Below are 20,959 nucleotides of genomic sequence, written 5' to 3' on the forward strand. Positions count from 1 at the left end.
CCTAAATTCTAATTGTAAATATATTTATAAAGAATTTCGCAATTTTGCAATATTATTTACCCATACTAAATACTTAACAGCCTTAAGAGACTTCTAAAGACTTTATCACTAAACTATCCATTACTTTCTTCGCTTTTCTCTCTGCCATTTCAACGCAATCAGCTAATGCTGTTATGTGCCCAATTTTTTTCAAGTAGCTAGTCTCTTCCTTACCATACAAATGAAAATAACAATCTTCCATATCAAGAATTTCTTCAACTCCATTGATACAATACTTTCCCTGAACCTCATCACTGCCTAGGATATTATACATAACACAAGGTAATCTCAATTTTGTTGAACCCAAAGGCATTCCTGTTACAATTCTAATAAGTTGTTCATATTGGGACGTAGTACAGCCTTCAATTGAATAATGACCTGAATTATGCGGTCTCGGCGCAATTTCATTTACTAACACGTCTAGATCAGTGTCGATAAAAAATTCTATACAAAACACACCAAAGTCATCTAATGTTTCAACTACTTTTTTAGCTACTTCAATAATTTTTTCTTCTGTGTCCTTTGAAATTTTTGCTGGTATTATTGAATTTATAAGTATACTATCCTTATGGTTATTTTCAGCTATAGGATAAAAGGTTATATCTTCATGATTTTTAGCCACTATTATAGAAACTTCTTTTGTATAATTAATGAATTCTTCTACCATTAGCTCTTTATCTGAAAACTCTTTATAAGCATCTTCAAGCTTTTTAATATTTTTCACTACAATATTCCCTTTTCCGTCATAACCACCTTTACATGTTTTCAATATAATTTTTTCGCCAAGATTATAAAAAATATTTCTAAGTTCCTCTAAACTATTAACTAGATAAAAGGCTGGCACTTTAATCCCTGCCTCTTTTAATATACTTTTCTGTACATATTTATTTTGAATTACCTTAAGAGTCTTTGATGATGGATATATTTTATAACCTTTGCTCTCTATCTCATTAAGCAATCCTACGTCGATATGCTCAAATTCATATGTTAAAACATCAGTTTTTTCAGCTAGCTTTCTTAAAGCATTAATATCCGTAAACTCAGCTGTAATTTGCTTATCAGCAACCTGTGCAGCTGGAGAATTCGGCTTTGGATCTAGTATAATTACGTTGTATCCCATTCTCTTAGCCTCTACAGTTAACATTCTTCCTAATTGACCCCCTCCAATAATTCCTATATTTGAAGGTGGGTTTAATCTAACTATCTCTCTTTTATTCATAGTTCACCATCCTAAATAAGATAATAAAAAAAGCCAATAACAAAAACTCTCCTATAAACAGAGTTTTTTGTTATTGGCTTACTTTTGACTGGTTTCTAACCCTTCAATACGTCTTCCAAATTATTTTATAAATTTTTCTTCAATATTTTGGTCTACCACTATTCCTATGATTTTTTCACCTGTTTTTGTACTCACATCAGAATAAGTACTTATTATATTAACATCAAGTACTGATTTTACTGCTTCCTCTAAACTTTCCCTAGCATTTTCAAATAAAGCAATTCTAACTTTTTTAATTAAATCAATACCTTCCTTATTTTGTGCTAAACTTTTTTCAGACTTACTCAAAAAACCTTTAAGCCTTATAAGTATTAAATCTTCAAGTATAACTGTTCGGATTTTTTCTGGACCTCTGCCCATATGCTCAATCTCAAACCTACTTATTGCTTCGCTTATCTTCGCCTCAATTTGTCCTTTTGTCATTGAACACCTCAGTATATTATTAACCTGATTAATAAATCTCTCATATCTTTTCTATTTCTTAATTTATTTATAGATTATAGCACGATTTACGCATGATTGTAAAATATAAATTACTATAACTTTCATTTCTTAGGCACTAACTATATTTAATTCACTGCCTATTGCTATGTCTTTGAAACCAATAACTCTTGTATTAGATAACTTCAAAAATTTACTAACTAAATTTTTCTACTACTTATATGCTTAAAATCCTTTATTGTAACTTTTCCTTCATTTATTTCAACAGTCATTTCATCTATATGTATAATCTTTTTTTCCTTATCTGTAGTAGTAATTCTGACCTTAAAATTATCATAACTTCTGTAAACATTTAATATATCAATCTTATTGATATCATAATTGTAGTATTGACCATAATAATTTCCAATCTCCTTGGTTATCTCTGGAGTTAATAATTCTTCATAAAGATTTTGATATAACGGCTCATCTCCATAGTATTTTCCTAATCCACCTTTATCCTTGCCATCAGCAAGAACAAATGAACTAGAAAATGTAGTTAAAAGCATTGATAAGATTAAAACTAAAGTAAATTTTTTCATAACCTTTCCTCCTAAACTTATACATAATCATTTTTCACTTCAACATTGTTTATCTATCTTCGAACAATGTTTCTACATTTAATCGGTGCTACGTTGATAAATGCAATGTAGGTTTTTTAATGGGAATATATATAGTCTATACAATCTAGGTTTTATTACTCTCTAGATAACTTAGACTTCCTTTCTTCTACATATTTCTTATTACTGTGGTATGATTAACATATAGGATATTTACTCGTTACACAAATCATCCATAAAAGTATTGGTTTTAGTGATATTATTCGTGCTTTACTCTACCATTGAAAGGGTAAGGCTTCTAAGATAACTATAAAAAAGGAGCACTATATGAAAGACAAAAGTAAAGGTATAATATTTATAATTCTTGCCACTATCAGCTTCTCTTCTATGAGCGCAGCAACTAAAGTGGTGAAAGATGTTGGAGCCCTTCAAAAAAGCTTCTTCACCAGTATCGTTACCTGTGTACTGGTTTTTATTATTTTAAAATGCAATAAGACTAAACTATTTGGACATAAGGAAAACCGAAAGTTTCTATTACTAAGAGCTTTTTTTGGCGCCTTAGCGTTGATAACTACATACTATACTATAGATAAAATGGTTTTATCTGATGCAGTAATACTAGGAAAATTATCACCTTTTTTCACCATACTTATGAGTTTCGTATTGTTAAAGGAAAGAGTTTCAAAATTACAAATAGTTACGTTGATTATTGCATTTTCAGGAAGTTTACTTGTTATTAAGCCAGGCTTTAACTCTGAACTACTTCCTGCTTTAGTTGGAGTAGCTTCAGCATTATTCGCTGGAATTGCCTACAGCTTTATACGCAAAATTGGTAATAAGGAAAACTTCTTTACAATAGTTTTTTGCTATTCAACTACAACTTTACTTCTCACTACACCATACATCCTGTTTAGTTACGATCATATGAATATTTATGAACTAAGCTTTCTTTTGTTAGCAGGGGTATTTTCAACCTTAGGTCAGATCTTTTTAACCTTAGGTTATACTTACGGTAAAGCTGCCGATATATCCATGTATGATTACGTTGGGATTATTTATTCAGCCATAATTGGCTATGGAATTTTTAACGAACTTCCAGATATCTATAGCTTTTTAGGTTATATTATAATTATAGGTTCTTCCTTATACCCTGTACTTATAAAAAGGAAAACGTAATTTCAAGCTATATTTAAGGAGATTTTTACTTATGAATAATAAAACTAAAGGCATCATGTTCATGCTTATCGCTTCATTAAGCTTTGCAATTATGACTGTTTTTGTTAAGCTCTCTGGAGATTTGCCTTCAACACAAAAAACCTTTTTCAGGAATCTGGTTACTGTAGTAGTAGCTTTGATTCCTGCATTAAAAAACAAATCAAAACTTTTCGGAAAAAAAGAGAACCAAGGGCTCTTACTAATAAGATCAACCCTTGGTACTCTTGGAATTGTCGCAAGTTTTTATGCTATAGATCATTTACTCCTTGCAGATGCTACTATGCTAAATAAATTAAGCCCTTTCTTCGTTATAATTTTTTCCTTTTTATTTTTAAAAGAAAAAATTACTAAAGCTCAATTTATTTCACTAATCATAGCTTTTGTAGGAAGTCTCTTTATAGTTAAACCATCTTTTAATGTAAGCATAATTCCTGCATTAGTTGCAATTTTAGGGGCTATTTGTGCTGGTGGAGCTTATACATATGTTAGAACTTTAAGAGGAAGAGAAAAAAATTATACAATAGTATTTTATTTCTCTCTTTTCTCTTGTGTTTCAACTTCACCATTTTTATTTATAAGCTATCACCCTATGACTCTTATTCAACTTTCATCACTTTTAATTGCTGGAGTTTTTGCATCTATTGCACAAATGACTCTGACAACGGCTTATAGCTATGCACCAGCTTCTGACATATCTATTTATGATTATACTCAGATTATTTTCTCAGCATTCCTTGGAATGATGCTATTTAATGAGGCTCCTGATTATCTTAGTATTATAGGTTATATTCTTATAATTGGTTCCTCTGCTGCTGCCTTTCTATATGAAAAATCTAAAGGTAAATAAAAAGTTCCATAATAAAATTAAACTATCTTCTGATTATCACATGAAAAGCTTGTAAAGTATCCCATACGGAACATGATATGGTATAATGATACCCCAAAATGTCATCTAGAGTAAAACTTACAACATTTTGCGAAAACAACGTTCATCAAACTTCATTATCTGATACTATAAACCAAATGCCTAAATATCTTCAAGATATTTTAAAGAACTCTTGAGCACAGACGTTTAGGTACTATATTTTTCCGAGTATTAATGATGAACGTTTTTCTCCTAGTCTATTTAGCATTGGTAATAATACAGGTTATATTGCAAATATAATCGAAACTTTTTCAGATTGAAAGGTTTATACTTTATTTTACCATAAAGTAGTAACATTCTTTTTCTCATACTTTTTCAAATTACGCATAGAATAAATTTAATATTTAAATACACCCTAATGAGTAAGAATAAACACAGGTGACTGTAATGAATATATTAAAAAAAGTAATAATATTTTTTATTCCATTTATAATGCTTTTCACCTCAATGAATAAAATGCCAAATATCATATGCTTACAAACTGCTAGTGTAAGAAAAATAACTAATGTAGGCGTAATGTTTTTTAATATTAATGATCCATATATGTCGCTTGTAAAGCAAAGTCTAAATAATATACAAAACGAACATGAAGATACTATAAAATTCACTTTTTTTGATGGTCAAGATAATCAAGCTGTACAAGATGCAATTTTATCTTCTATATTTAATAAAAATTTTGATCTTTTACTAATCGATATGGTTAATTCAAATGAAACTTTAGTATCAGATGTTGTTAATAAAGCTCAAAAAAATAATACACCTTTAATTTTATTTAGTTTTGAATTATCTAATATACCACAAATTGTTAAGTCCTATAAAAGGGTTGTTTTTATAGCAACCGATTCTAGAAAGTCTGGAATTATTCAAGGCAAAATTATTGTAGATAAATGGCTTGCTAACAAAGATATCCTAGACAGAAATAGAGATGATAAAATTCAATATATTATGCTAAAAGGTAATCCTGACAGCAAAGCAACAAATTACCGAAGTAATTATTCTATATCAACAATCAGTGATTCAGGAATAGCAACTGAAGAATTAGCATCAAGAGTATGTAATTGGGATAAGGAATTAGCTAAATTAACCATGAATTCCTTACTTTTAAACTTATCCAATAAAGTGGAGGTTATAATTTCTAATAACGATGCTATGGCAATAGGAGCTATTGAGGCTTTACAAAAATATGGTTATAATAAAGGAGGGAAAACTAAAAATATACCAGTTTTCGGAGTTGACGGAATACCAGAAGCAAGAGAATTAGTCAATAAAGGTATTATGGCTAGCACTGTTATTCAAGACCCTAACGAATTGGCACAAGCACTTTATACTGTTGGAATCAATCTAGTTTTAAATAGAAATCCTATAGAAAATACAAAATATCAATTTGACAAAACAGGAATAGCAATAGAAATGCCTTACTATGAATACAAACAATAACTCTCAAAGACATAATTCATTTTTTATCCTGTGATTTTATAGGATGACCTTAGCTATAACTGCTCCTTATGTTATTTTCAGTTATGATTCAATGACATAATCAATTGGTTTTTCTTTTACTTGCGGGTGTATTCTCAACCTCAGGACAGATATTTTTAGCCTTTTGCTATACCTATGGCAAAGCGGCAAGTATTTCAATGATGACTATATAGGAATTAATAACTCCTAAACTATCTTATAATAATACTTCTAATTATTAAATCCATATGCTATTGTTAAGACTAATGTATATCCTTAATTGGAATATATATTATGCAAGTTGTTTCTTGAATAATAAAAAATTCCTAGAGGTAGTTTCTCCCTCTAGGAATTTTTTATTATTTAAATATTTTCTTTCTAAGAAATTTTAATTTCACATCAGAAATCTTTATTTAAACATATCAATTGCTCTTTGGGTTTTAGCTAAAAGTTCTGATAATTCAACAACATCTCCATCTTTTAAAACTTTATTTAGATGCTCTCTAAATCTCATAGCTTCATTATGCTTTCCTAAAGAAGAAAGAGTTAAGATGTTATTTACTATCTCTGTGACAAAAGAAGATTTAACTTCAAAAAGCTTTTGAGCATCTGTTATCTCATCCTTTATTCCAGTCATGAGTTCATCTAAATTATATGCAGAATCTGCTGCTTCTTTTAGCTTTCGCTTAATTTCTTCTGGTATAGCTCTCTTATATTTATAATTAAGAGAATGTTCTATAGTTGCCCAGAAATTCATAGCTAGAGTTCTTATTTGTATCTCTGCTAGAATTTCCTTTGTGCCCTCTGCCATATGTACTGGATATTTTATTATCATATGATAACTTCTATATCCACTTTCTTTTACATTTGTAACGTAATCTTTCTCATAGATTACTTGCATATCGTTTCGTCCTCGTAATATCTTAACCACAGTCCAAATATCATCAACAAACTGACACATTATTCTTATACCAGCTATATCCTCCAGCTCGTATTCTACCCTCTCTAAAGGTATTTGGAATTTACTTGCTTTTTCAAGCATACTATTGATTTCTTTAACCCTACCTGTAATAAACTCAATAGGTGAGTATTCATTTCTCTTTCTATACTCTTTTCTTATACTCTTAAACTTTAATTTTAGTTCTTCTACAGCTTGATCATAAGGTACTAATATCTCTTTCCATTGTCGTATAGCCATTGCATTCATCCTTGTATCTATATAATAATCGTATCCCCGTAAATATTATATAATAATTTTCTGGAAATACAAGTCATAAATTACATATTTTTTCCAATTATTTTTTAGTCGAATACTGCCGCTTTGTTTTCATCATCTAAAAACTGAAAAATAATTTCCATTTCATCTTCAGTTATCCTTGCAGTTGATAATGTTGGAAGCGAGTTTCTATCAAAAAAACCTACATCATTAGTCTCAAGTCCTGGCTTTATTTCTCCTTCCACCATTTCACACTGTATGAAAATATTATATACATGTGATGATGTTGGAAGATGCGGATGTTTTGATCTATCAAAAACAGCTAAAAGTTTTACCGGTTTTACCTTTATTCCAGCTTCTTCAAAGGTTTCCTTTGCCGCAACCTCACCTGGAGTATAACCTATATCACTCCAACCTCCTGGAAGTGCCCATTTATAATCAGCTTTTTCTTGAACCATAAGAACCTTTCCATCTTTAAAAACCACAGACCTTACTACAGTCTTTGGAGTTTGATAGCCAGTTTCTCTTGCAAACAACTCTCTTACAGTCTCTATTTCTGTATCAGAATATGTGGCCATAAGCTTTACGCTTATATCTCTAAGTTCCTCATATCTTTCAATGTCATAAGGGTTATTGCAATTCGCTAGCCCTATCTGCGCCAACGCTTGCACTCTTCTAGCATATTCTATCCATTGGTAACTCATTTAATCCACACTCCATTCTTAATACAAAATAAAATTTAACTTGCATTCATATAGTCAAAATTTTTATTCACATAATTAAAACTTTCTCTTATAATTAAAATTTTAATTGTAAAATAATTTTTTATTATATTACAATTATAGTCCATTTATAGCCAATATTCTATACAATATTGATAATAAAATCTTAGACTTATGTTAATTTTTCTACGAAATATTCTACTTTATCTAAAGCTTTTCTTTATACCAACAAGTTACGATTTTTTCAGCCTTTTTTCCGTATATACTAAAGCCCTTTTCTACCTGTGCTTCTGATATGTCATATAATTTTGCAGCCCAATCCCACCAGAAATATCCGCAGAACCAAGTCTTATTCTCTAGTGCAATAAAGGTAGCTTCATAAAAATTTGCCTGTTCATCTTCATCATAAGGAACATCTCTTATAAACTCATATGGAGTCATTGCACAGCCTTCAGCACTTCGACAGCCTATTTCTATAAATAATATCTTTTTATTATATTTTTCGCTGAGTTCCTTTAAAGAAATAAGCTCCTTCTCCCAATTTTTCACCATATTTTCTACAGAATCCTTAGGCTTATCTGCTACAGAAAAATATGCGCTAGTCCCTATGTAATCGACAGCATCCCAAAAAGTAACATTATTTTCTTTACCATGATTTGCATTATATATTACTGGTCCATTATATAATTCTCTTACATCCTTTATAAGCTTTCTCCAATAGTCACTTTTTCTCTCGGTTTTAACCATCTCACAGCCGATACAAAACATCTCACAGCCAGTTTTCTCTGCAATCTCTGCATAATGGTTAATAAAACTATTATAAGATCTAAACCATTCTTTCCAATAGTCCTTTTTTGTACCCCAGCCTATATCATCAGGAAAATCTATATGACCTCTCCACATGCCATCCTTGCAATTAACTACAGGCTTTAAGCAAACCTTAAGTCCTAAGTTATGAGCTTCCTTCACAATATATTCAATATCACTATCTGTTACCGTATAATCATAATCAAAATATATGTTAGTTGAATTATACGTATCTTGCCATGTCCAAAAGGAAAGAGCTATCCATTCACTCCCTGTTTCCTTAAGCTTTTTCAGTGAATCTACGGAATACTGTTCTTTCCACTGTCCCCTTGTGGAGTGCCAACCAAAAGTCATACCTTTAACAAAAAAATTATCCCCCATAATATACTCCCCTTTTCTTATATAATAAGAGTTTTCTTCATAATTATATACATAAGTTTTTGCAATTTAAAGTCAAACTTTAAATCCATTTTTTCATGAGACAAAAGTTAACTTTCTAAATTCCTAGCAAATAAAAACTCCTTACGAAAAATTAAAGTAACTTTTCGTAAGGAAGCTTTTGAGATATAAGTTTTATTAATAAAGATTGTATTATAGAGATATTTTCAATTTAGATATCATGGTTAACTCAAAAATTTTATAAAGTTCTAATTATCCTAAAATTTCCTTTAAATCAGCTTCAACAGTTGTAGTTGGAGCAATATTAAAGTTTTCAACTAATACATTTAGTACATTTGGTGATACGAAAGCTGGAAGTGTTGGTCCTAGCTTCATGTTCTTTATACCAAGTGATAATAGAGATAGTAAAATACATACTGCTTTTTGTTCGTACCAAGAAAGTACTATTGATAGTGGAAGATCATTTACTCCACATTCAAAAGCTTCTGCTAAAGCTAAAGCTATTCTTACTGCTGAGTACGCATCATTACATTGTCCTACATCTAGTAACCTTGGTAATCCTGCTACAGTTCCAAAGTCTAACTTGTTGAATCTATATTTTCCGCAAGCAAGAGTTAATATAACACTATCTTGTGGAAGAGATGTTGCTAAATCTGTATAGTAGTTTCTACCTGGTTTTGCACCGTCACATCCACCGATTAATACAAATCTCTTAATGTCTCCATTTTTAACTGCAGATATAATTTCATTTGCATGGCTCAAAGTTGCATTTCTTCCAAACCCAACTAATATTGTTTTTTCTTCTTCATCTTCTGCCCAACCACCAAGCTCTAAAGCTTTATCGATAACTGGAGTAAAATCTTTTACGCCATCAACATCTTTTATGTGAGTTGTGTTTGGCCAGTATACTACCCCTGAAGTAAACATTCTATCCATATAGCTTGCCTTTGGTTTTTGGATACAGTTTGTTGTCATTAATATAGCTCCAGGAATGTTATCAAATTCTTTTTGTTGTTCTTGCCAAGCTCCACCAAAGTTTCCTACTAAGTGTGAATACTTTTTAAGTTCTGGATAAGCATGAGTTGGAAGCATTTCACCATGAGTATAGATGTTTATTCCTTTTCCTTCTGTTTGTTCTAATAATTGTTTTAAATCTTTTAAATCATGGCCAGATACTACGATAAAAGGTCCTTTTTTCTTTGTAATTCTTACTGCTGTAGGCTCTGGATGTCCATAAGTTCCTGTATTGGCAGCATCAAGCATTTCCATGCATTTGAAGTTAACTTGACCAAGTTCCATAGCAAGTCCTACATAATCATTTACAGTTAAAGTATCGTCAAGAGTAGCTGCTAAAGCTTTTAAGAAAAATTTATTTACATCATCATTGCTTTGTCCTAAAACTTTAGCGTGATGAGTATATGCAGCCATACCCTTTAGCCCATACATTATAAGTTCTCTTAAAGATCTTACATCTTCGTTTAAACTTGCATCAGCTCTAACACCAAATCTAACAGCTTCTTTAATCATTTCTTCTTTATCTGATGGAGCCACATATTCTGCAAACTCAGATCCAATGACTTTTGAAGCTTCTTTCATTTCTTTTTTGATTTCATTTGAAAGAATAACTAAGTCAGCAAATTTATCTTCGTCAAAACTAACATTTGTTAAAGTTGAAAATAATCCATCTGCCACAAAAACACTTAATTTTTCTGATGGAACATAACCGTTTTCTACAGCCTTATTACCATAGAAACCAATTCCTTTTAATTGATGTATTAATAAATCTTGAAGTGCTGCCACTCTTGGATTTTTTCCACAGACCCCTGAAACTGTACACCCTGACTCTCCTGCTCTTTGTTCACATTGATAACAAAACATACTCATAATCTTGCCTCCCAAAATACTCTTATTTATAATTTAAATATTCATGAGTCGAAATTGATTTTTGTTTACCTCTACATAAATTTACTTTCAGTACTTACGTTATATTCTTGGCGCTTTCGATTAATGTTGTTTCCTTAGTTACCTTTAGGATTTATCTAAGCGCCTCAACCCCCTGTAGCTTTAAACTAATTATTTTGTTCCTTGCTACAACTATATAATATACCAACACGGTGCACTTTTTCTGTAACATTGGTTACACTATATGCATTTTTTTAAATATTTTTTGGTAATTTTAAATACATCAATAATATGTAATTGAATATATTTTTAAAAAGCTTTTACAAATAAACAAAGTCTTCTATAATAAGTGATTGATTCGTCTATACTTATTTTTCACTCATTATTATCCAATGTTTCCTCTCATTTATATGTTTCGCATTTCGTAAAGTCATTATATAATGATAACACTTTATAAATCTTATTTCTGTGAGAGGTACTAGTGATACTACCCCATCAATATTAATCTTAGGTAAAACATTCTAAACTCTTTAATAATTTCATTTTCCCAATAAATCATATATTAAATATATAAGTTCTGATTAAAAATTTACATTGATTTCATAGGTGGTATTTTTTTAATGCGCAAACATTATTAAAACTTATACCCACTATTAAGTTCGTAAAAATTTATGGTATTAACTAGCTATAAATACTTCTTCCCATAATTTTATAATATAAATAAGTAGTTTTATAATATTTTAAACTTTATTTTAAATTAAATTAAATATTTCAAATAAAAATTCTAAAAAAGTGTAAAGTATATGAAATCACTCTCGATATACCTAGTGTGAGGACGAGCTATTAAATATCAAATTAGCTAGAATGTCCCGAGAGGTTCCACTGTGGAACTAAAGATTTATACCTTGATCAATAAATTGAACTTAGCTAACTACAAATTAAAAATATAAGCATATTGATGCACAAAAGTGAAAACTTAGGAGGAATTTTATTATGATAATCAACCACAATATGAACGCTATGAATGCACAAAGAAATATGGGGATCAACAATAGTAATGCTGCTAAATCAATGGAGAAGTTATCTTCAGGTTTAAGAATAAATAGAGCTGGCGATGATGCTGCTGGTTTATCAATTTCTGAAAAAATGAGAGCTCAAATCAGAGGTCTTGATCAAGCTTCTAGAAATGCTCAAGATGGTATTTCTTTAATCCAAACTGCAGAAGGTGGCTTAAATGAAACTCAAAGTATCCTTCAAAGAATGAGAGAACTAGCTGTTCAAGGTGCAAATGATACAAACGCTAATGTTGATAGAGCTGCTATTAAAGCCGAAATGGATACTCTAACAACAGAAATCGATAGAATTGCTAAAACAACTGAGTTCAACGAAAAGAAATTATTGAACGGTTCATTAGCTGCAACAGGCGTTAAATTACAAATCGGAGCTAACTCTGATGTTAACTTAACACTTGAAATTAAGATAGTATCCATGGCTGCTTCTGGTCTTGGAATATCTGGTCTATCTGTTGGTACAAATAGTGCAGCAGCAACTGCAATTACTAAGATTAACGATGCTATAAAGGCTGTATCAACTCAAAGATCAGCGCTTGGAGCTACTCAAAATAGACTTGAACACACAATTTCTAACTTAAATAATGCTTCAGAAAACTTACAAGCAGCAGAATCAAGAATAAGAGACGTTGACATGGCTAAGGAAATGATGCACTTTACAAAGAATAACGTTCTTCAACAAGCTGCTCAATCTATGTTATCTCAAGCTAACCAAGCACCACAAAACGTCCTTCAATTATTAAAATAGTTTAATACACTAAATACTAAACTTCTTTAGTGAAATAGGCTAAGAAAGATGACTCAAAAGTTCCTAGGAACTTTGAGTCATCTTTTCAATTCTTTTATAAATATTTTTCTACATTAAACTATAATCCTATTACTATATCTTAAAAGAACTTCTTTTTAATGCAACTAAAACAACATTAGTAGTAAACAAAACTAATACAGTATTACCAACAGTTGCGGGAAGTACAACTGAGTTAAATAATATACCAAATGGTAATTCCACTCCCATTATATAAATTGCTGTTGATAGAAATATAGTTCCACTAACAAGGGTTCCAACAATTGATACAACCACCATTTTAACTTGCTTAATCAAACTGTTGCCTTTAGCTTTTTCTTCTAATGTATTAAATGTCTTAAGTATAAAGAATACAACCTGTGCTGTGATGATTTTATCTATAATATTTGGTATCTGTCCTCCTGGCATAGTAGTTGTCAGTGCTGTTAATATTCCAGAAGCTAGTCCAACTGCTAAAGTAGTCTTATAATCCCCACAGATTAAAATTGTAATAAACATCATGGCTAAAAACGGATCTGGTTTCATTCCTCCAAGAAATCCTGGCATGATATAATGAAGAATAAGTCCAACTGCTAAAAATAATGATGCTATTGTTAATTTTCTAGTGCTCATAAAAAATCTCTCCTTAATATATATTTTTTGTTTGAAAGGGTAATTTCATTGTCTTGTTTGCTTTTTTCATATAAGTCTATATTGTTATACAGAAATACTAAATGTATTAAAATCTATTTTCCTACAAAAAACTAAAAAACCTCGTCCCTAACCAATAGGGCGAAGTTACTCCGCGGTGCCACCTAAATTATACTTATAAAAGTATCACTCTTTTTCAGATACCAACATATCCTATCCCCTATAACGGAGGGCTTCCGCCAAATACTACTACCTTACAATTAAAGGTTTCGGTTTGTTTCTCCAAGGTCCATTCACTACAAGCCATCGTATCGAATTTCCACCATCATCGACTCTCTAAAACTATACTTTATAGCTACTCTTCCTTATCTAAGAATTTAATTATATCATTAATATAATAATATCCTTTTACATGAAGCTTGTCAATAAAAGCATCTTAAATTATCTAAATTTGTTTATGCTCAATATGTAAGCTTTGATAAAAATTCTTTATAGATTATATTGATGGTTCATTATGCCCGTAGAGTTCTGATAAAGTTACAATGATGAAACTTATATATCATATTTACATCTTACGCAATTATTATATCTAAAATTTAGCACTAACTATACCATATCTAAACTTATGCCTCATGAAAAACTTTGTTATAATTTTCACAATTTATATTGTTTTGCTTTATCATTAGTATTATTATATTAGATAATGAATTAACTTCTTATCTTAATTCATTATCTATATCTATTGAAAGTTGTATACTTCATTGTCTAATCACTTTTAATAACATATTTTCAATAGTTACCAAATAACATAACGTACTTTTATTCTCTGTATCCTATGGCATATCCCGTAGATATAGAAAAACATAACGCATTCCTGACTGTAGGGACATATAACTCTACAAGAAGCTAATGCTTAATAATGATGTTCTTTTATAATTTACTATCATAATACTATATACTAATTTTTAGAGTTTTTGTTTTAAGGAGTTAAAATTAATGGAAGATAAGAGAATAGGCATTATAGGGATAATAGTTGAAAACTTAGAAAGTGTCGGTGCAGTCAATAATGTGATTCACAGTTTTAATAATTTAGTTATAGGTAGAATGGGCGTACCTTATAGAGAGAGAAATATTTCCGTTATATCCTTAATCGTGGAAGGAACAAGTGATGAAGTAAGTGCTTTCACAGGTAAACTAGGACGTATTCCTCATATCAGTGTTAAATCTGCCTTAGCTAAAAAATAATTCTAAATGATGGAGGTATAATAATGACATTCCAAAAAGCTAGTTTTATTGACGACGAAAAAATTAAAGAATATTTAAAGCTTGGTGAAGAAAAAGCAAAAGATAAAGAATATCTAAAATCACTTATTGAGAGATCTAAAGATGCTAAAGGACTTTCAATTGAAGAAATTTCTGCACTTATTTTTACTGAAGATGACGATATCCTTGAAAAGCTATACGAAACATCTCATCAAGTTAAAGAATCTATATACGGTAACAGGATAGTTATGTTTGCACCATTATACGTTTCAAATCATTGTGTAAACGGCTGTACTTATTGTGGTTTTAGCTGTAAAAACCAAGAAAAACGTAGAAAGTTAACCCAAGAAGAAGTAGCTAGAGAAGTAGAAATTATAGAATCTATGGGGCACAAAAGAATAGTTATAGAAAGCGGAGAGCATCCAAAGGAAACCCCTATAGAATATATCTTAGATTGTATGAAAACTATCTATAGCGTTAATAAAGACAATGGCTCAATAAGAAGAGTTAATGTGAATATTGCTGCAACTACCGTTGAAGAATATAGAATGCTTAAAGAAGCTGGAATCGGAACCTATACCCTTTTTCAAGAAACCTATCATAGAGAAACTTATAGTAAAATGCATCCTACAGGCCCAAAGCACGACTATGACTATCATACAACTGCAATGGATAGAGCCATGGAAGGCGGCATAGATGATGTTGGAATTGGAGTTTTATTTGGTCTATATGATTACAAATATGAACTTATGGGATTATTCATGCATGCCAATCACCTAGAAGAAGCCTTTGGTGTAGGTCCTCATACTATTTCTGTACCAAGACTTAAACCTGCAATAGGCATGGATTTAGAGAAATATCCTTACCTTGTTAATGATAAGGATTTTAAAAAACTAGTTGCCATAATAAGAGTTGCAGTTCCTTACACTGGTATGCTTATATCCACAAGAGAAGAGCCCTCATTCAGAAAAGAAGTTATTCACGTTGGTATATCTCAAGTCTCTGCTGGATCCATTACAGAAATTGGTGGATACTACGATAGCCTTTACGGAGATTCAAATCTGGAAGGCGCCCAATTTGAAGGCGGCGACAACAGAACTGCTCCTGAAATCTTAAAAGAGCTTTGCCGTGATGGCTATATTCCTAGCTTCTGCACTGGTTGCTATAGACAAGGAAGAACTGGTGAAAGATTTATGGCTTTGGCTAAAACAGGCAACATACAAAATGTATGTCTTCCAAATGCACTGATGACCTTTAAAGAATATCTTGTAGATTATGCTGATGATGAGCTAAAAGAAATAGGATTAAAAGCCATTGAAGATAACTTAAAGAATATAACAAATGAAAAAATTCTTATTTTAACTAAAGAAAATTTAGCTAAAATCGAATCTGGAACTCGAGATTTGTATTTATAAAACTAAGGGGCATCGCTAGCGTTTTTTAACGCTATTGCGACACCCCTTTATTTTCTTATTTATTTTTTTCTATATTCTTTGCTACATGTTTTATTAGGAAAAACAAGTTAAGAATAACAACTAAAAGCCCTAATACTGCTGAAAAATTCAAAAATATGCTACTTGCTCTAGCTGTTTTCAATGCAAATCCTATAACCATTATTCCTGCACCCAAACACATTGCAAGAACATAAAAAGGTAAATTTTTTTCTTTCATTTTTACTTTCCTCCTTTCATTTTGTTTTTATATCACCTCCTCATAAGTTGGACTATTGTTCAAAATATAATGCACTGCTTTCAGTGATATATCTAATTGATCTTTTACTGTAAAGTTTTTTGTTTCTACAATTGGGTCAACTATCGTGAATTGGCTGTAATCATCAGTTATAATATTTATCCCTAATTCATCACGATGCGTATATTGCCAAGTCCCTGGATAAGGAGTATTATATGTAAGTGCAATATCTGCGCCGAAATTTTCATATATTTCTCTAATAAAATCTACTGTTTCTTTCATTGTCTCGATTGTATCACAATAATGGCCAATCATAAAATTCACACTTAATTTCATTCCAGTGTCACAAGTATATTTTATAATGTTTCTTACATGATTTAAATCTATCTTTTTTCTTATCTTATCAAGAATTTCTTGACTGCCACTCTCTATGCCGTATACTATACCCCTACATCCACCCTCAGCCATGCTCTTAATAAGTTCTCCTGTCATTACATCTATTCTTGATTCACATCGCCATGGAACATTTAAATTATTTTTCTCTGATATATCTATAAATTTTAGAACTCTTTCAGGAAAAGCTGTAAAAGTATCATCTATAAAATATACTAAATCCATTTTTCCTTTCAGCAATTCTTTAAGAAGAACAATCTCCATAAACACGCTCTCTATACTTCTCGTTCTATATGTAGCACCAGACAACGCTGTAGCAGAACAGTAAATACAATTTCCTGGACATCCTCTACTTGTCACAACATTTATAACGCGACCGTAAGCCTGTATATTTACAAATTCCCTCTTGATTATAGGGAGCAAATCCTCTGGCAATTTCAAAACCAATGCCCCTACTTGCACCTGTTATAAATACACATTGACCTAAAAACTCATTTCTATTATTTTTGATATTTTCATTTTCCATAGAAACACCTAGCTCAAACTTTCTTGATATTTTATTTTTTACTTTTATATACCATTATTTTTTATTGTTAAATAAATTTGCTTTGGAGTTGGTAACTTTCCATACATAAGAACTCCAACTCTGAAGACAATAGCCGATATGCAACCAACTACAAAAATAAATGCTGAAAGTACTGCAATAGAAGTAAATACTTCAGTCATAGTTATTTCAGATAAAACTATTCTTACAAAGGTCGCCCCCGGTGCAGTAAATGGTATATATGTACAAACTTTCACCAATGTACCATCTGGAACTTGAACAACCAATATTCCTATAAGCATTGAGAACATAAGAATCCTAGTCAAAGGTAAATTTACAAAAGACATTTCTTCAGTCTTATTAACAAGAGATCCTAAAGCCGCAAAAATAACGGAATAGAAAAAATACCCTAGCAAGAAGAAAATGACCAAAAATGCAATATTAGTCCCTGAAATAGATGAAAAATCAATATTTAATCCATCTAATGAAACTGATGATTTACTTCCGAATTTATAAAAAAGTCCTCCAGTAATTCCATATATTTCAATCTGAGTTAATCCTGCGAGCCCTACACCAAAGGTTTTACCAACGAAAAGTGCAAGGGGTTTTGTAGATGTTACAAGAAGTTCCATTACTCTGTTACCTTTTTCCATTGCAACAATAGATGAAACTGTTACTCCATAAGTCATAATAGAAATACTTAAAAGAATAAGCATAAGATAAGCAGGAACTAACGCATTTTGAGTATTCTGTTGAAGACTTTTTATTTGTATTTCTGATGGTGATATCAACTTTGATACAGTGCTAGAATCAATAGAAAATGAATTTGCTAATGTATACATATGAATCGTTTCTATATAACTTTGAAGTATTTTGGGAGTATTATCTACTGTTGAAGAGTTCTTCACAAGATAATCAATATAAATTTCAGTATCATTTTTTTGTTTAACTATAGCAACAGCATCTAAATCTTCATCAAGTACCTTTTCTTTAAGAGCATCTTCATTACTTTTTTTATCAATACTCCATTGAATTTTTTCAGAAGCTATAGGCTTCAAATCCTCATCACTTCAAAGCATAGCTCCGGTCTCATCAACAACAGTAATTTTTGTATCTCACCCTCAGTAAGCTTTTCTAAAAAAATAAGGAGAATTAACAGCGACTCCAATAATCAATATAGTTATTAATGTTAATATTGCAAAACTCTTTGCAAAAACGCGTTCTTTATATGAGTATATTAAAATCTTAAACATCTGTTTCACTACTAGTTTCCCACCTTATCAATAAAAATTTCAAATTTATTTATTATAATATTAGCTGATATACTATTACAAACCTCCATAAGTATAGTATTAAAACTCTAGAACTACATATATTATTTAATGGATTAATTTATAGCTTGCCCTACTTATAAAAAGTAGTTTTTATTTGGATTATAAGTGGAAACTTTCTTCTATTTGTTTAAAATCTATATAGCTAACTAATCTCACTTAGTATATATTAAATAAGGGCAATGCTAGCAATACCGAAAGTGGTGATTTATTTAAATGAGTAATAGAATAAAAAATTTTATAAAAAACTCTATCCATTACATAATACTAGCTGTAAAAAGATATAATGAAGATGCTGCGGACAGCCTAGCTTCTCATATATCATTAAACTTGTTACTTAGCTTTTTTCCTATAATGGTTTTTTTATTAACCTTAGCTGGTTATAGCCCTATTGAAGGCGACCAAGTTATAGCTTTAATTTTAGATTTTATTCCTACTGAAGCTCATACACTTATGAAAAATACTATTTATCAAGTTTTAGACCATAAAAATCCTACTTTGTTATCATTATCTTTATTAACAACTATGTACGGAGCTTCTAGAGGTTTTAAAGCTATACTTTTAGGACTAAATATTGCCTATGATGTGGATGAGAACAGGGGCTTTATAGTAAGAAATCTTTTAGCTATATTTTTTACCTTCGCAATAGTACTTTTAGTCATCGGTTCACTACTTCTTTTAGTTTTAGGGCAAACAATTTGGGACTTTATAGAAAATATGTTAGATTTACCTGATAACTTTTTTATAATTTGGACTTTTATCAGATATGCAGGAATGTTTTCTATCATGTACATAACTTTTGCTATACTTTATGCTAAATCTTCTGCAATCAAATTACCATTCAAAACTGTTCGCTATGGGACCCTATTCACCACTATCAGTTGGTTTGTAGTATCCTATGGATTTTCTTTTTATGTAGATAATTTTGGTAACTATGCCAATATCTACGGAGGTATAGCTGGATTATTTATAATGATTCTGTGGCTAAATCTCATGTCTTCAGTGATTCTATTTGGCGGTGAGCTAAATGCTGCCATATATTATAAAAATCCTGGTAAAAGAAGGCACTTACGATAATATACATATGAAATTTAAGATTAGAAAGAGTTCAGAAGATATGCAAGAAATTTCATTACATTTTCTGAACTCTTTATTAATATATAGATTTAAATCAAAATTTTTTACTAAGCCCTATATTAAGCAATATTCCTCAAAGCACTATCATATATTATTTATATAGGTAATCTTAATAAGCTTTATTTATTAACTTATAATTTTATTAAGATATCCTCAGCTTTTACAAATTATAAAATGGTGATAATTATGCTTCAATTAAAAATCAACTATAAGGAACTTACTAACGAAGAACTTGTAACCTTATACCAAACCAATAAAGACATTACAGCACGTGATTATTTGATAATCAACAATAAAAGATTAGTATACAAAGCTGCATCCTTAAAAAAAGATACTTCTCTTTTAGCTTACGATGATTTGGTACAAGAAGGCTTAATTGGATTGATGATAGGTATCGAAAAATTTAATGCAGACTATAATAGTAAATTTTCAACCTACATTTATTACTGGATAAAGCAAAGGATCGATAGAGCTATATACAATACAGGTACAAGTATCCGGCTTCCAATACACCTAATAAATAAAATCAATAAAGTAATGTATGTTGAAAATAAAAATAACGTAAAAAGCTTAGACAATGATTCAACTGACCTTTGCACTGATCTAGATATAACTGACAAACAATATGATTACTATAAGTTTCTCGTTAAGCAATTTAAAAATATAATATCTCTCAACTCTGCTCTTTTATCTGACAATTCAGAAGGTGATGAGGAACTAATAGATTTCATTGATGAAAACAGCTCAAATTTTGGCGACCCAGGTTCTAAAAATTACTCTATTGACTCTAATATAATAAAAGAGGAACTATCTCATGATTTAAATGAAGTTCTAAAAACCTTAAACGAAAGAGAACAACATGTCCTGAGGATGCGTTTTGGACTTGATGACGGAGAAATGAAGACTCTTGAGCAAATTGGAAATCACTTTAATGTAACTCGTGAAAGAATTAGACAAATAGAAAGCAAAGCCCTAAAAAAACTAAGAAACCCTAAGATTCTAATGAGACTTGAGGGGTATTATTATAATTAGACTTATCTTGATGATATTTATGATATCGATTAACCAAAGAAAAGAGCTATGACAAAAGTATTTACA

General features: G+C 30.5%; 19 protein-coding genes and 1 other annotated feature. Of the genes, 8 read left to right on the plus strand and 11 right to left on the minus strand.

Features of this window, described 5'->3' with window-relative positions; all coding sequences use genetic code 11:
• Positions 1–82: 82 nt before the first annotated feature.
• The 3 genes from purK to CLOCEL_RS17085 all read right to left on the minus strand — a co-directional run bounded on the left by purK (position 83) and on the right by CLOCEL_RS17085 (position 2,340).
• On the minus strand, positions 83–1,258 hold the full coding sequence (purK, locus tag CLOCEL_RS17075; RefSeq protein ID WP_010073497.1) for a 5-(carboxyamino)imidazole ribonucleotide synthase: 1,176 nt from the start codon (positions 1,256–1,258) through the stop codon (positions 83–85).
• Positions 1,259–1,378: 120 nt separating this feature from the next.
• Positions 1,379–1,741, minus strand: coding sequence for a Na-translocating system protein MpsC family protein (locus CLOCEL_RS17080; RefSeq protein ID WP_010073498.1), 363 nt, complete (start codon positions 1,739–1,741; stop codon positions 1,379–1,381).
• 218 nt (positions 1,742–1,959) lie between these two features.
• Positions 1,960–2,340, minus strand: coding sequence for a DUF3888 domain-containing protein (locus CLOCEL_RS17085; RefSeq protein WP_010073499.1), 381 nt, complete (start codon positions 2,338–2,340; stop codon positions 1,960–1,962).
• A 345-nt stretch (positions 2,341–2,685) separates the two neighbouring features.
• Between CLOCEL_RS17085 and CLOCEL_RS17090 the strand changes: the two genes are divergently transcribed.
• The 3 genes from CLOCEL_RS17090 (at position 2,686) to CLOCEL_RS17100 (ending at position 5,935) form a co-directional block, all read left to right on the plus strand.
• Positions 2,686–3,534: a DMT family transporter gene (locus CLOCEL_RS17090; RefSeq protein ID WP_010073500.1), complete on the plus strand. Its 849-nt coding sequence runs from the start codon at positions 2,686–2,688 to the stop codon at positions 3,532–3,534.
• 31 nt (positions 3,535–3,565) lie between these two features.
• The gene (locus tag CLOCEL_RS17095; RefSeq protein WP_010073501.1) at positions 3,566–4,420 is read left to right on the plus strand and encodes a DMT family transporter; all 855 of its coding nucleotides are present in this window, start codon (positions 3,566–3,568) and stop codon (positions 4,418–4,420) included.
• Positions 4,421–4,885: 465 nt separating this feature from the next.
• Positions 4,886–5,935: a galactose ABC transporter substrate-binding protein gene (locus CLOCEL_RS17100; RefSeq protein ID WP_010073502.1), complete on the plus strand. Its 1,050-nt coding sequence runs from the start codon at positions 4,886–4,888 to the stop codon at positions 5,933–5,935.
• A 427-nt stretch (positions 5,936–6,362) separates the two neighbouring features.
• Here the strand turns inward: CLOCEL_RS17100 and yjbM are convergent, their stop codons facing one another.
• The 4 genes from yjbM to hcp form a co-directional block, all read right to left on the minus strand.
• Entirely contained in the window at positions 6,363–7,151 is a 789-nt protein-coding gene (gene yjbM, locus CLOCEL_RS17105) for a GTP diphosphokinase (protein WP_010073503.1), read from the minus strand.
• Between the two features lie 104 nt (positions 7,152–7,255).
• On the minus strand, positions 7,256–7,873 hold the full coding sequence (locus tag CLOCEL_RS17110) for an NUDIX hydrolase (protein ID WP_010073504.1): 618 nt from the start codon (positions 7,871–7,873) through the stop codon (positions 7,256–7,258).
• A 225-nt stretch (positions 7,874–8,098) separates the two neighbouring features.
• Positions 8,099–9,079, minus strand: a complete 981-nt coding sequence (locus CLOCEL_RS17115) for a glycoside hydrolase family 113 (protein ID WP_010073505.1) — start codon at positions 9,077–9,079, stop codon at positions 8,099–8,101.
• 270 nt (positions 9,080–9,349) lie between these two features.
• Positions 9,350–10,981: a hydroxylamine reductase gene (gene hcp, locus CLOCEL_RS17120; protein ID WP_010073506.1), complete on the minus strand. Its 1,632-nt coding sequence runs from the start codon at positions 10,979–10,981 to the stop codon at positions 9,350–9,352.
• A gap of 1,011 nt (positions 10,982–11,992) precedes the next feature.
• On the opposite strand from hcp, the gene CLOCEL_RS17125 reads away from it, so the two are divergent.
• On the plus strand, positions 11,993–12,817 hold the full coding sequence (locus CLOCEL_RS17125) for a flagellin N-terminal helical domain-containing protein (RefSeq protein ID WP_013291847.1): 825 nt from the start codon (positions 11,993–11,995) through the stop codon (positions 12,815–12,817).
• 132 nt (positions 12,818–12,949) lie between these two features.
• Here CLOCEL_RS17125 and CLOCEL_RS17130 read toward each other — a convergent pair whose 3' ends face one another.
• The gene (locus tag CLOCEL_RS17130) at positions 12,950–13,486 is read right to left on the minus strand and encodes a tryptophan transporter (RefSeq protein WP_010073507.1); all 537 of its coding nucleotides are present in this window, start codon (positions 13,484–13,486) and stop codon (positions 12,950–12,952) included.
• A gap of 152 nt (positions 13,487–13,638) precedes the next feature.
• Positions 13,639–13,885, minus strand: a binding site (T-box leader).
• Positions 13,886–14,500: 615 nt separating this feature from the next.
• Between CLOCEL_RS17130 and CLOCEL_RS17135 the strand changes: the two genes are divergently transcribed.
• Both CLOCEL_RS17135 and hydG read left to right on the plus strand, forming a co-directional pair.
• Entirely contained in the window at positions 14,501–14,749 is a 249-nt protein-coding gene (locus tag CLOCEL_RS17135; RefSeq protein WP_010073508.1) for a TM1266 family iron-only hydrogenase system putative regulator, read from the plus strand.
• Positions 14,750–14,772: 23 nt separating this feature from the next.
• Complete coding sequence (gene hydG / locus CLOCEL_RS17140; protein WP_010073509.1) at positions 14,773–16,182, plus strand: [FeFe] hydrogenase H-cluster radical SAM maturase HydG; 1,410 nt, start codon at positions 14,773–14,775, stop codon at positions 16,180–16,182.
• A gap of 55 nt (positions 16,183–16,237) precedes the next feature.
• On the opposite strand, the gene CLOCEL_RS17145 is transcribed toward hydG, so the two are convergent.
• The 3 genes from CLOCEL_RS17145 to CLOCEL_RS17155 all read right to left on the minus strand — a co-directional run bounded on the left by CLOCEL_RS17145 (position 16,238) and on the right by CLOCEL_RS17155 (position 18,451).
• The gene (locus tag CLOCEL_RS17145; protein WP_010073510.1) at positions 16,238–16,438 is read right to left on the minus strand and encodes a hypothetical protein; all 201 of its coding nucleotides are present in this window, start codon (positions 16,436–16,438) and stop codon (positions 16,238–16,240) included.
• A gap of 27 nt (positions 16,439–16,465) precedes the next feature.
• On the minus strand, positions 16,466–17,290 hold the full coding sequence (locus tag CLOCEL_RS17150) for a B12-binding domain-containing radical SAM protein (RefSeq protein ID WP_010073511.1): 825 nt from the start codon (positions 17,288–17,290) through the stop codon (positions 16,466–16,468).
• A 129-nt stretch (positions 17,291–17,419) separates the two neighbouring features.
• Positions 17,420–18,451: an ABC transporter permease gene (locus tag CLOCEL_RS17155; RefSeq protein WP_010073513.1), complete on the minus strand. Its 1,032-nt coding sequence runs from the start codon at positions 18,449–18,451 to the stop codon at positions 17,420–17,422.
• A gap of 489 nt (positions 18,452–18,940) precedes the next feature.
• Here CLOCEL_RS17155 and CLOCEL_RS17160 point away from each other — a divergent pair, with 489 nt between their 5' ends.
• Together CLOCEL_RS17160 and CLOCEL_RS17165 are read left to right on the plus strand one after the other, a co-directional pair.
• The gene (locus CLOCEL_RS17160) at positions 18,941–19,801 is read left to right on the plus strand and encodes a YihY/virulence factor BrkB family protein (RefSeq protein ID WP_010073515.1); all 861 of its coding nucleotides are present in this window, start codon (positions 18,941–18,943) and stop codon (positions 19,799–19,801) included.
• A 246-nt stretch (positions 19,802–20,047) separates the two neighbouring features.
• Complete coding sequence (locus CLOCEL_RS17165) at positions 20,048–20,893, plus strand: sigma-70 family RNA polymerase sigma factor (RefSeq protein ID WP_010073516.1); 846 nt, start codon at positions 20,048–20,050, stop codon at positions 20,891–20,893.
• Positions 20,894–20,959: the final 66 nt, after the last annotated feature.

The organism is Clostridium cellulovorans 743B (genome assembly GCF_000145275.1).
Taxonomy (GTDB): domain Bacteria; phylum Bacillota; class Clostridia; order Clostridiales; family Clostridiaceae; genus Clostridium_K; species Clostridium_K cellulovorans.

Coding starts and splice junctions, on each gene's coding strand:
- CLOCEL_RS17135 (WP_010073508.1), top strand. CDS start 14,501: ATGGAAGATAAGAGAATAGGCATTATAGGGATAATAGTTGAAAACTTA.
- CLOCEL_RS17080 (WP_010073498.1), bottom strand. CDS start 1,741: ATGACAAAAGGACAAATTGAGGCGAAGATAAGCGAAGCAATAAGTAGG.
- CLOCEL_RS17165 (WP_010073516.1), top strand. CDS start 20,048: ATGCTTCAATTAAAAATCAACTATAAGGAACTTACTAACGAAGAACTT.
- hydG (WP_010073509.1), top strand. CDS start 14,773: ATGACATTCCAAAAAGCTAGTTTTATTGACGACGAAAAAATTAAAGAA.
- CLOCEL_RS17095 (WP_010073501.1), top strand. CDS start 3,566: ATGAATAATAAAACTAAAGGCATCATGTTCATGCTTATCGCTTCATTA.
- CLOCEL_RS17115 (WP_010073505.1), bottom strand. CDS start 9,079: ATGGGGGATAATTTTTTTGTTAAAGGTATGACTTTTGGTTGGCACTCC.
- CLOCEL_RS17100 (WP_010073502.1), top strand. CDS start 4,886: ATGAATATATTAAAAAAAGTAATAATATTTTTTATTCCATTTATAATG.
- hcp (WP_010073506.1), bottom strand. CDS start 10,981: ATGAGTATGTTTTGTTATCAATGTGAACAAAGAGCAGGAGAGTCAGGG.
- purK (WP_010073497.1), bottom strand. CDS start 1,258: ATGAATAAAAGAGAGATAGTTAGATTAAACCCACCTTCAAATATAGGA.
- yjbM (WP_010073503.1), bottom strand. CDS start 7,151: ATGGCTATACGACAATGGAAAGAGATATTAGTACCTTATGATCAAGCT.
- CLOCEL_RS17090 (WP_010073500.1), top strand. CDS start 2,686: ATGAAAGACAAAAGTAAAGGTATAATATTTATAATTCTTGCCACTATC.
- CLOCEL_RS17125 (WP_013291847.1), top strand. CDS start 11,993: ATGATAATCAACCACAATATGAACGCTATGAATGCACAAAGAAATATG.
- CLOCEL_RS17110 (WP_010073504.1), bottom strand. CDS start 7,873: ATGAGTTACCAATGGATAGAATATGCTAGAAGAGTGCAAGCGTTGGCG.
- CLOCEL_RS17130 (WP_010073507.1), bottom strand. CDS start 13,486: ATGAGCACTAGAAAATTAACAATAGCATCATTATTTTTAGCAGTTGGA.
- CLOCEL_RS17160 (WP_010073515.1), top strand. CDS start 18,941: ATGAGTAATAGAATAAAAAATTTTATAAAAAACTCTATCCATTACATA.
- CLOCEL_RS17085 (WP_010073499.1), bottom strand. CDS start 2,340: ATGAAAAAATTTACTTTAGTTTTAATCTTATCAATGCTTTTAACTACA.
- CLOCEL_RS17145 (WP_010073510.1), bottom strand. CDS start 16,438: ATGAAAGAAAAAAATTTACCTTTTTATGTTCTTGCAATGTGTTTGGGT.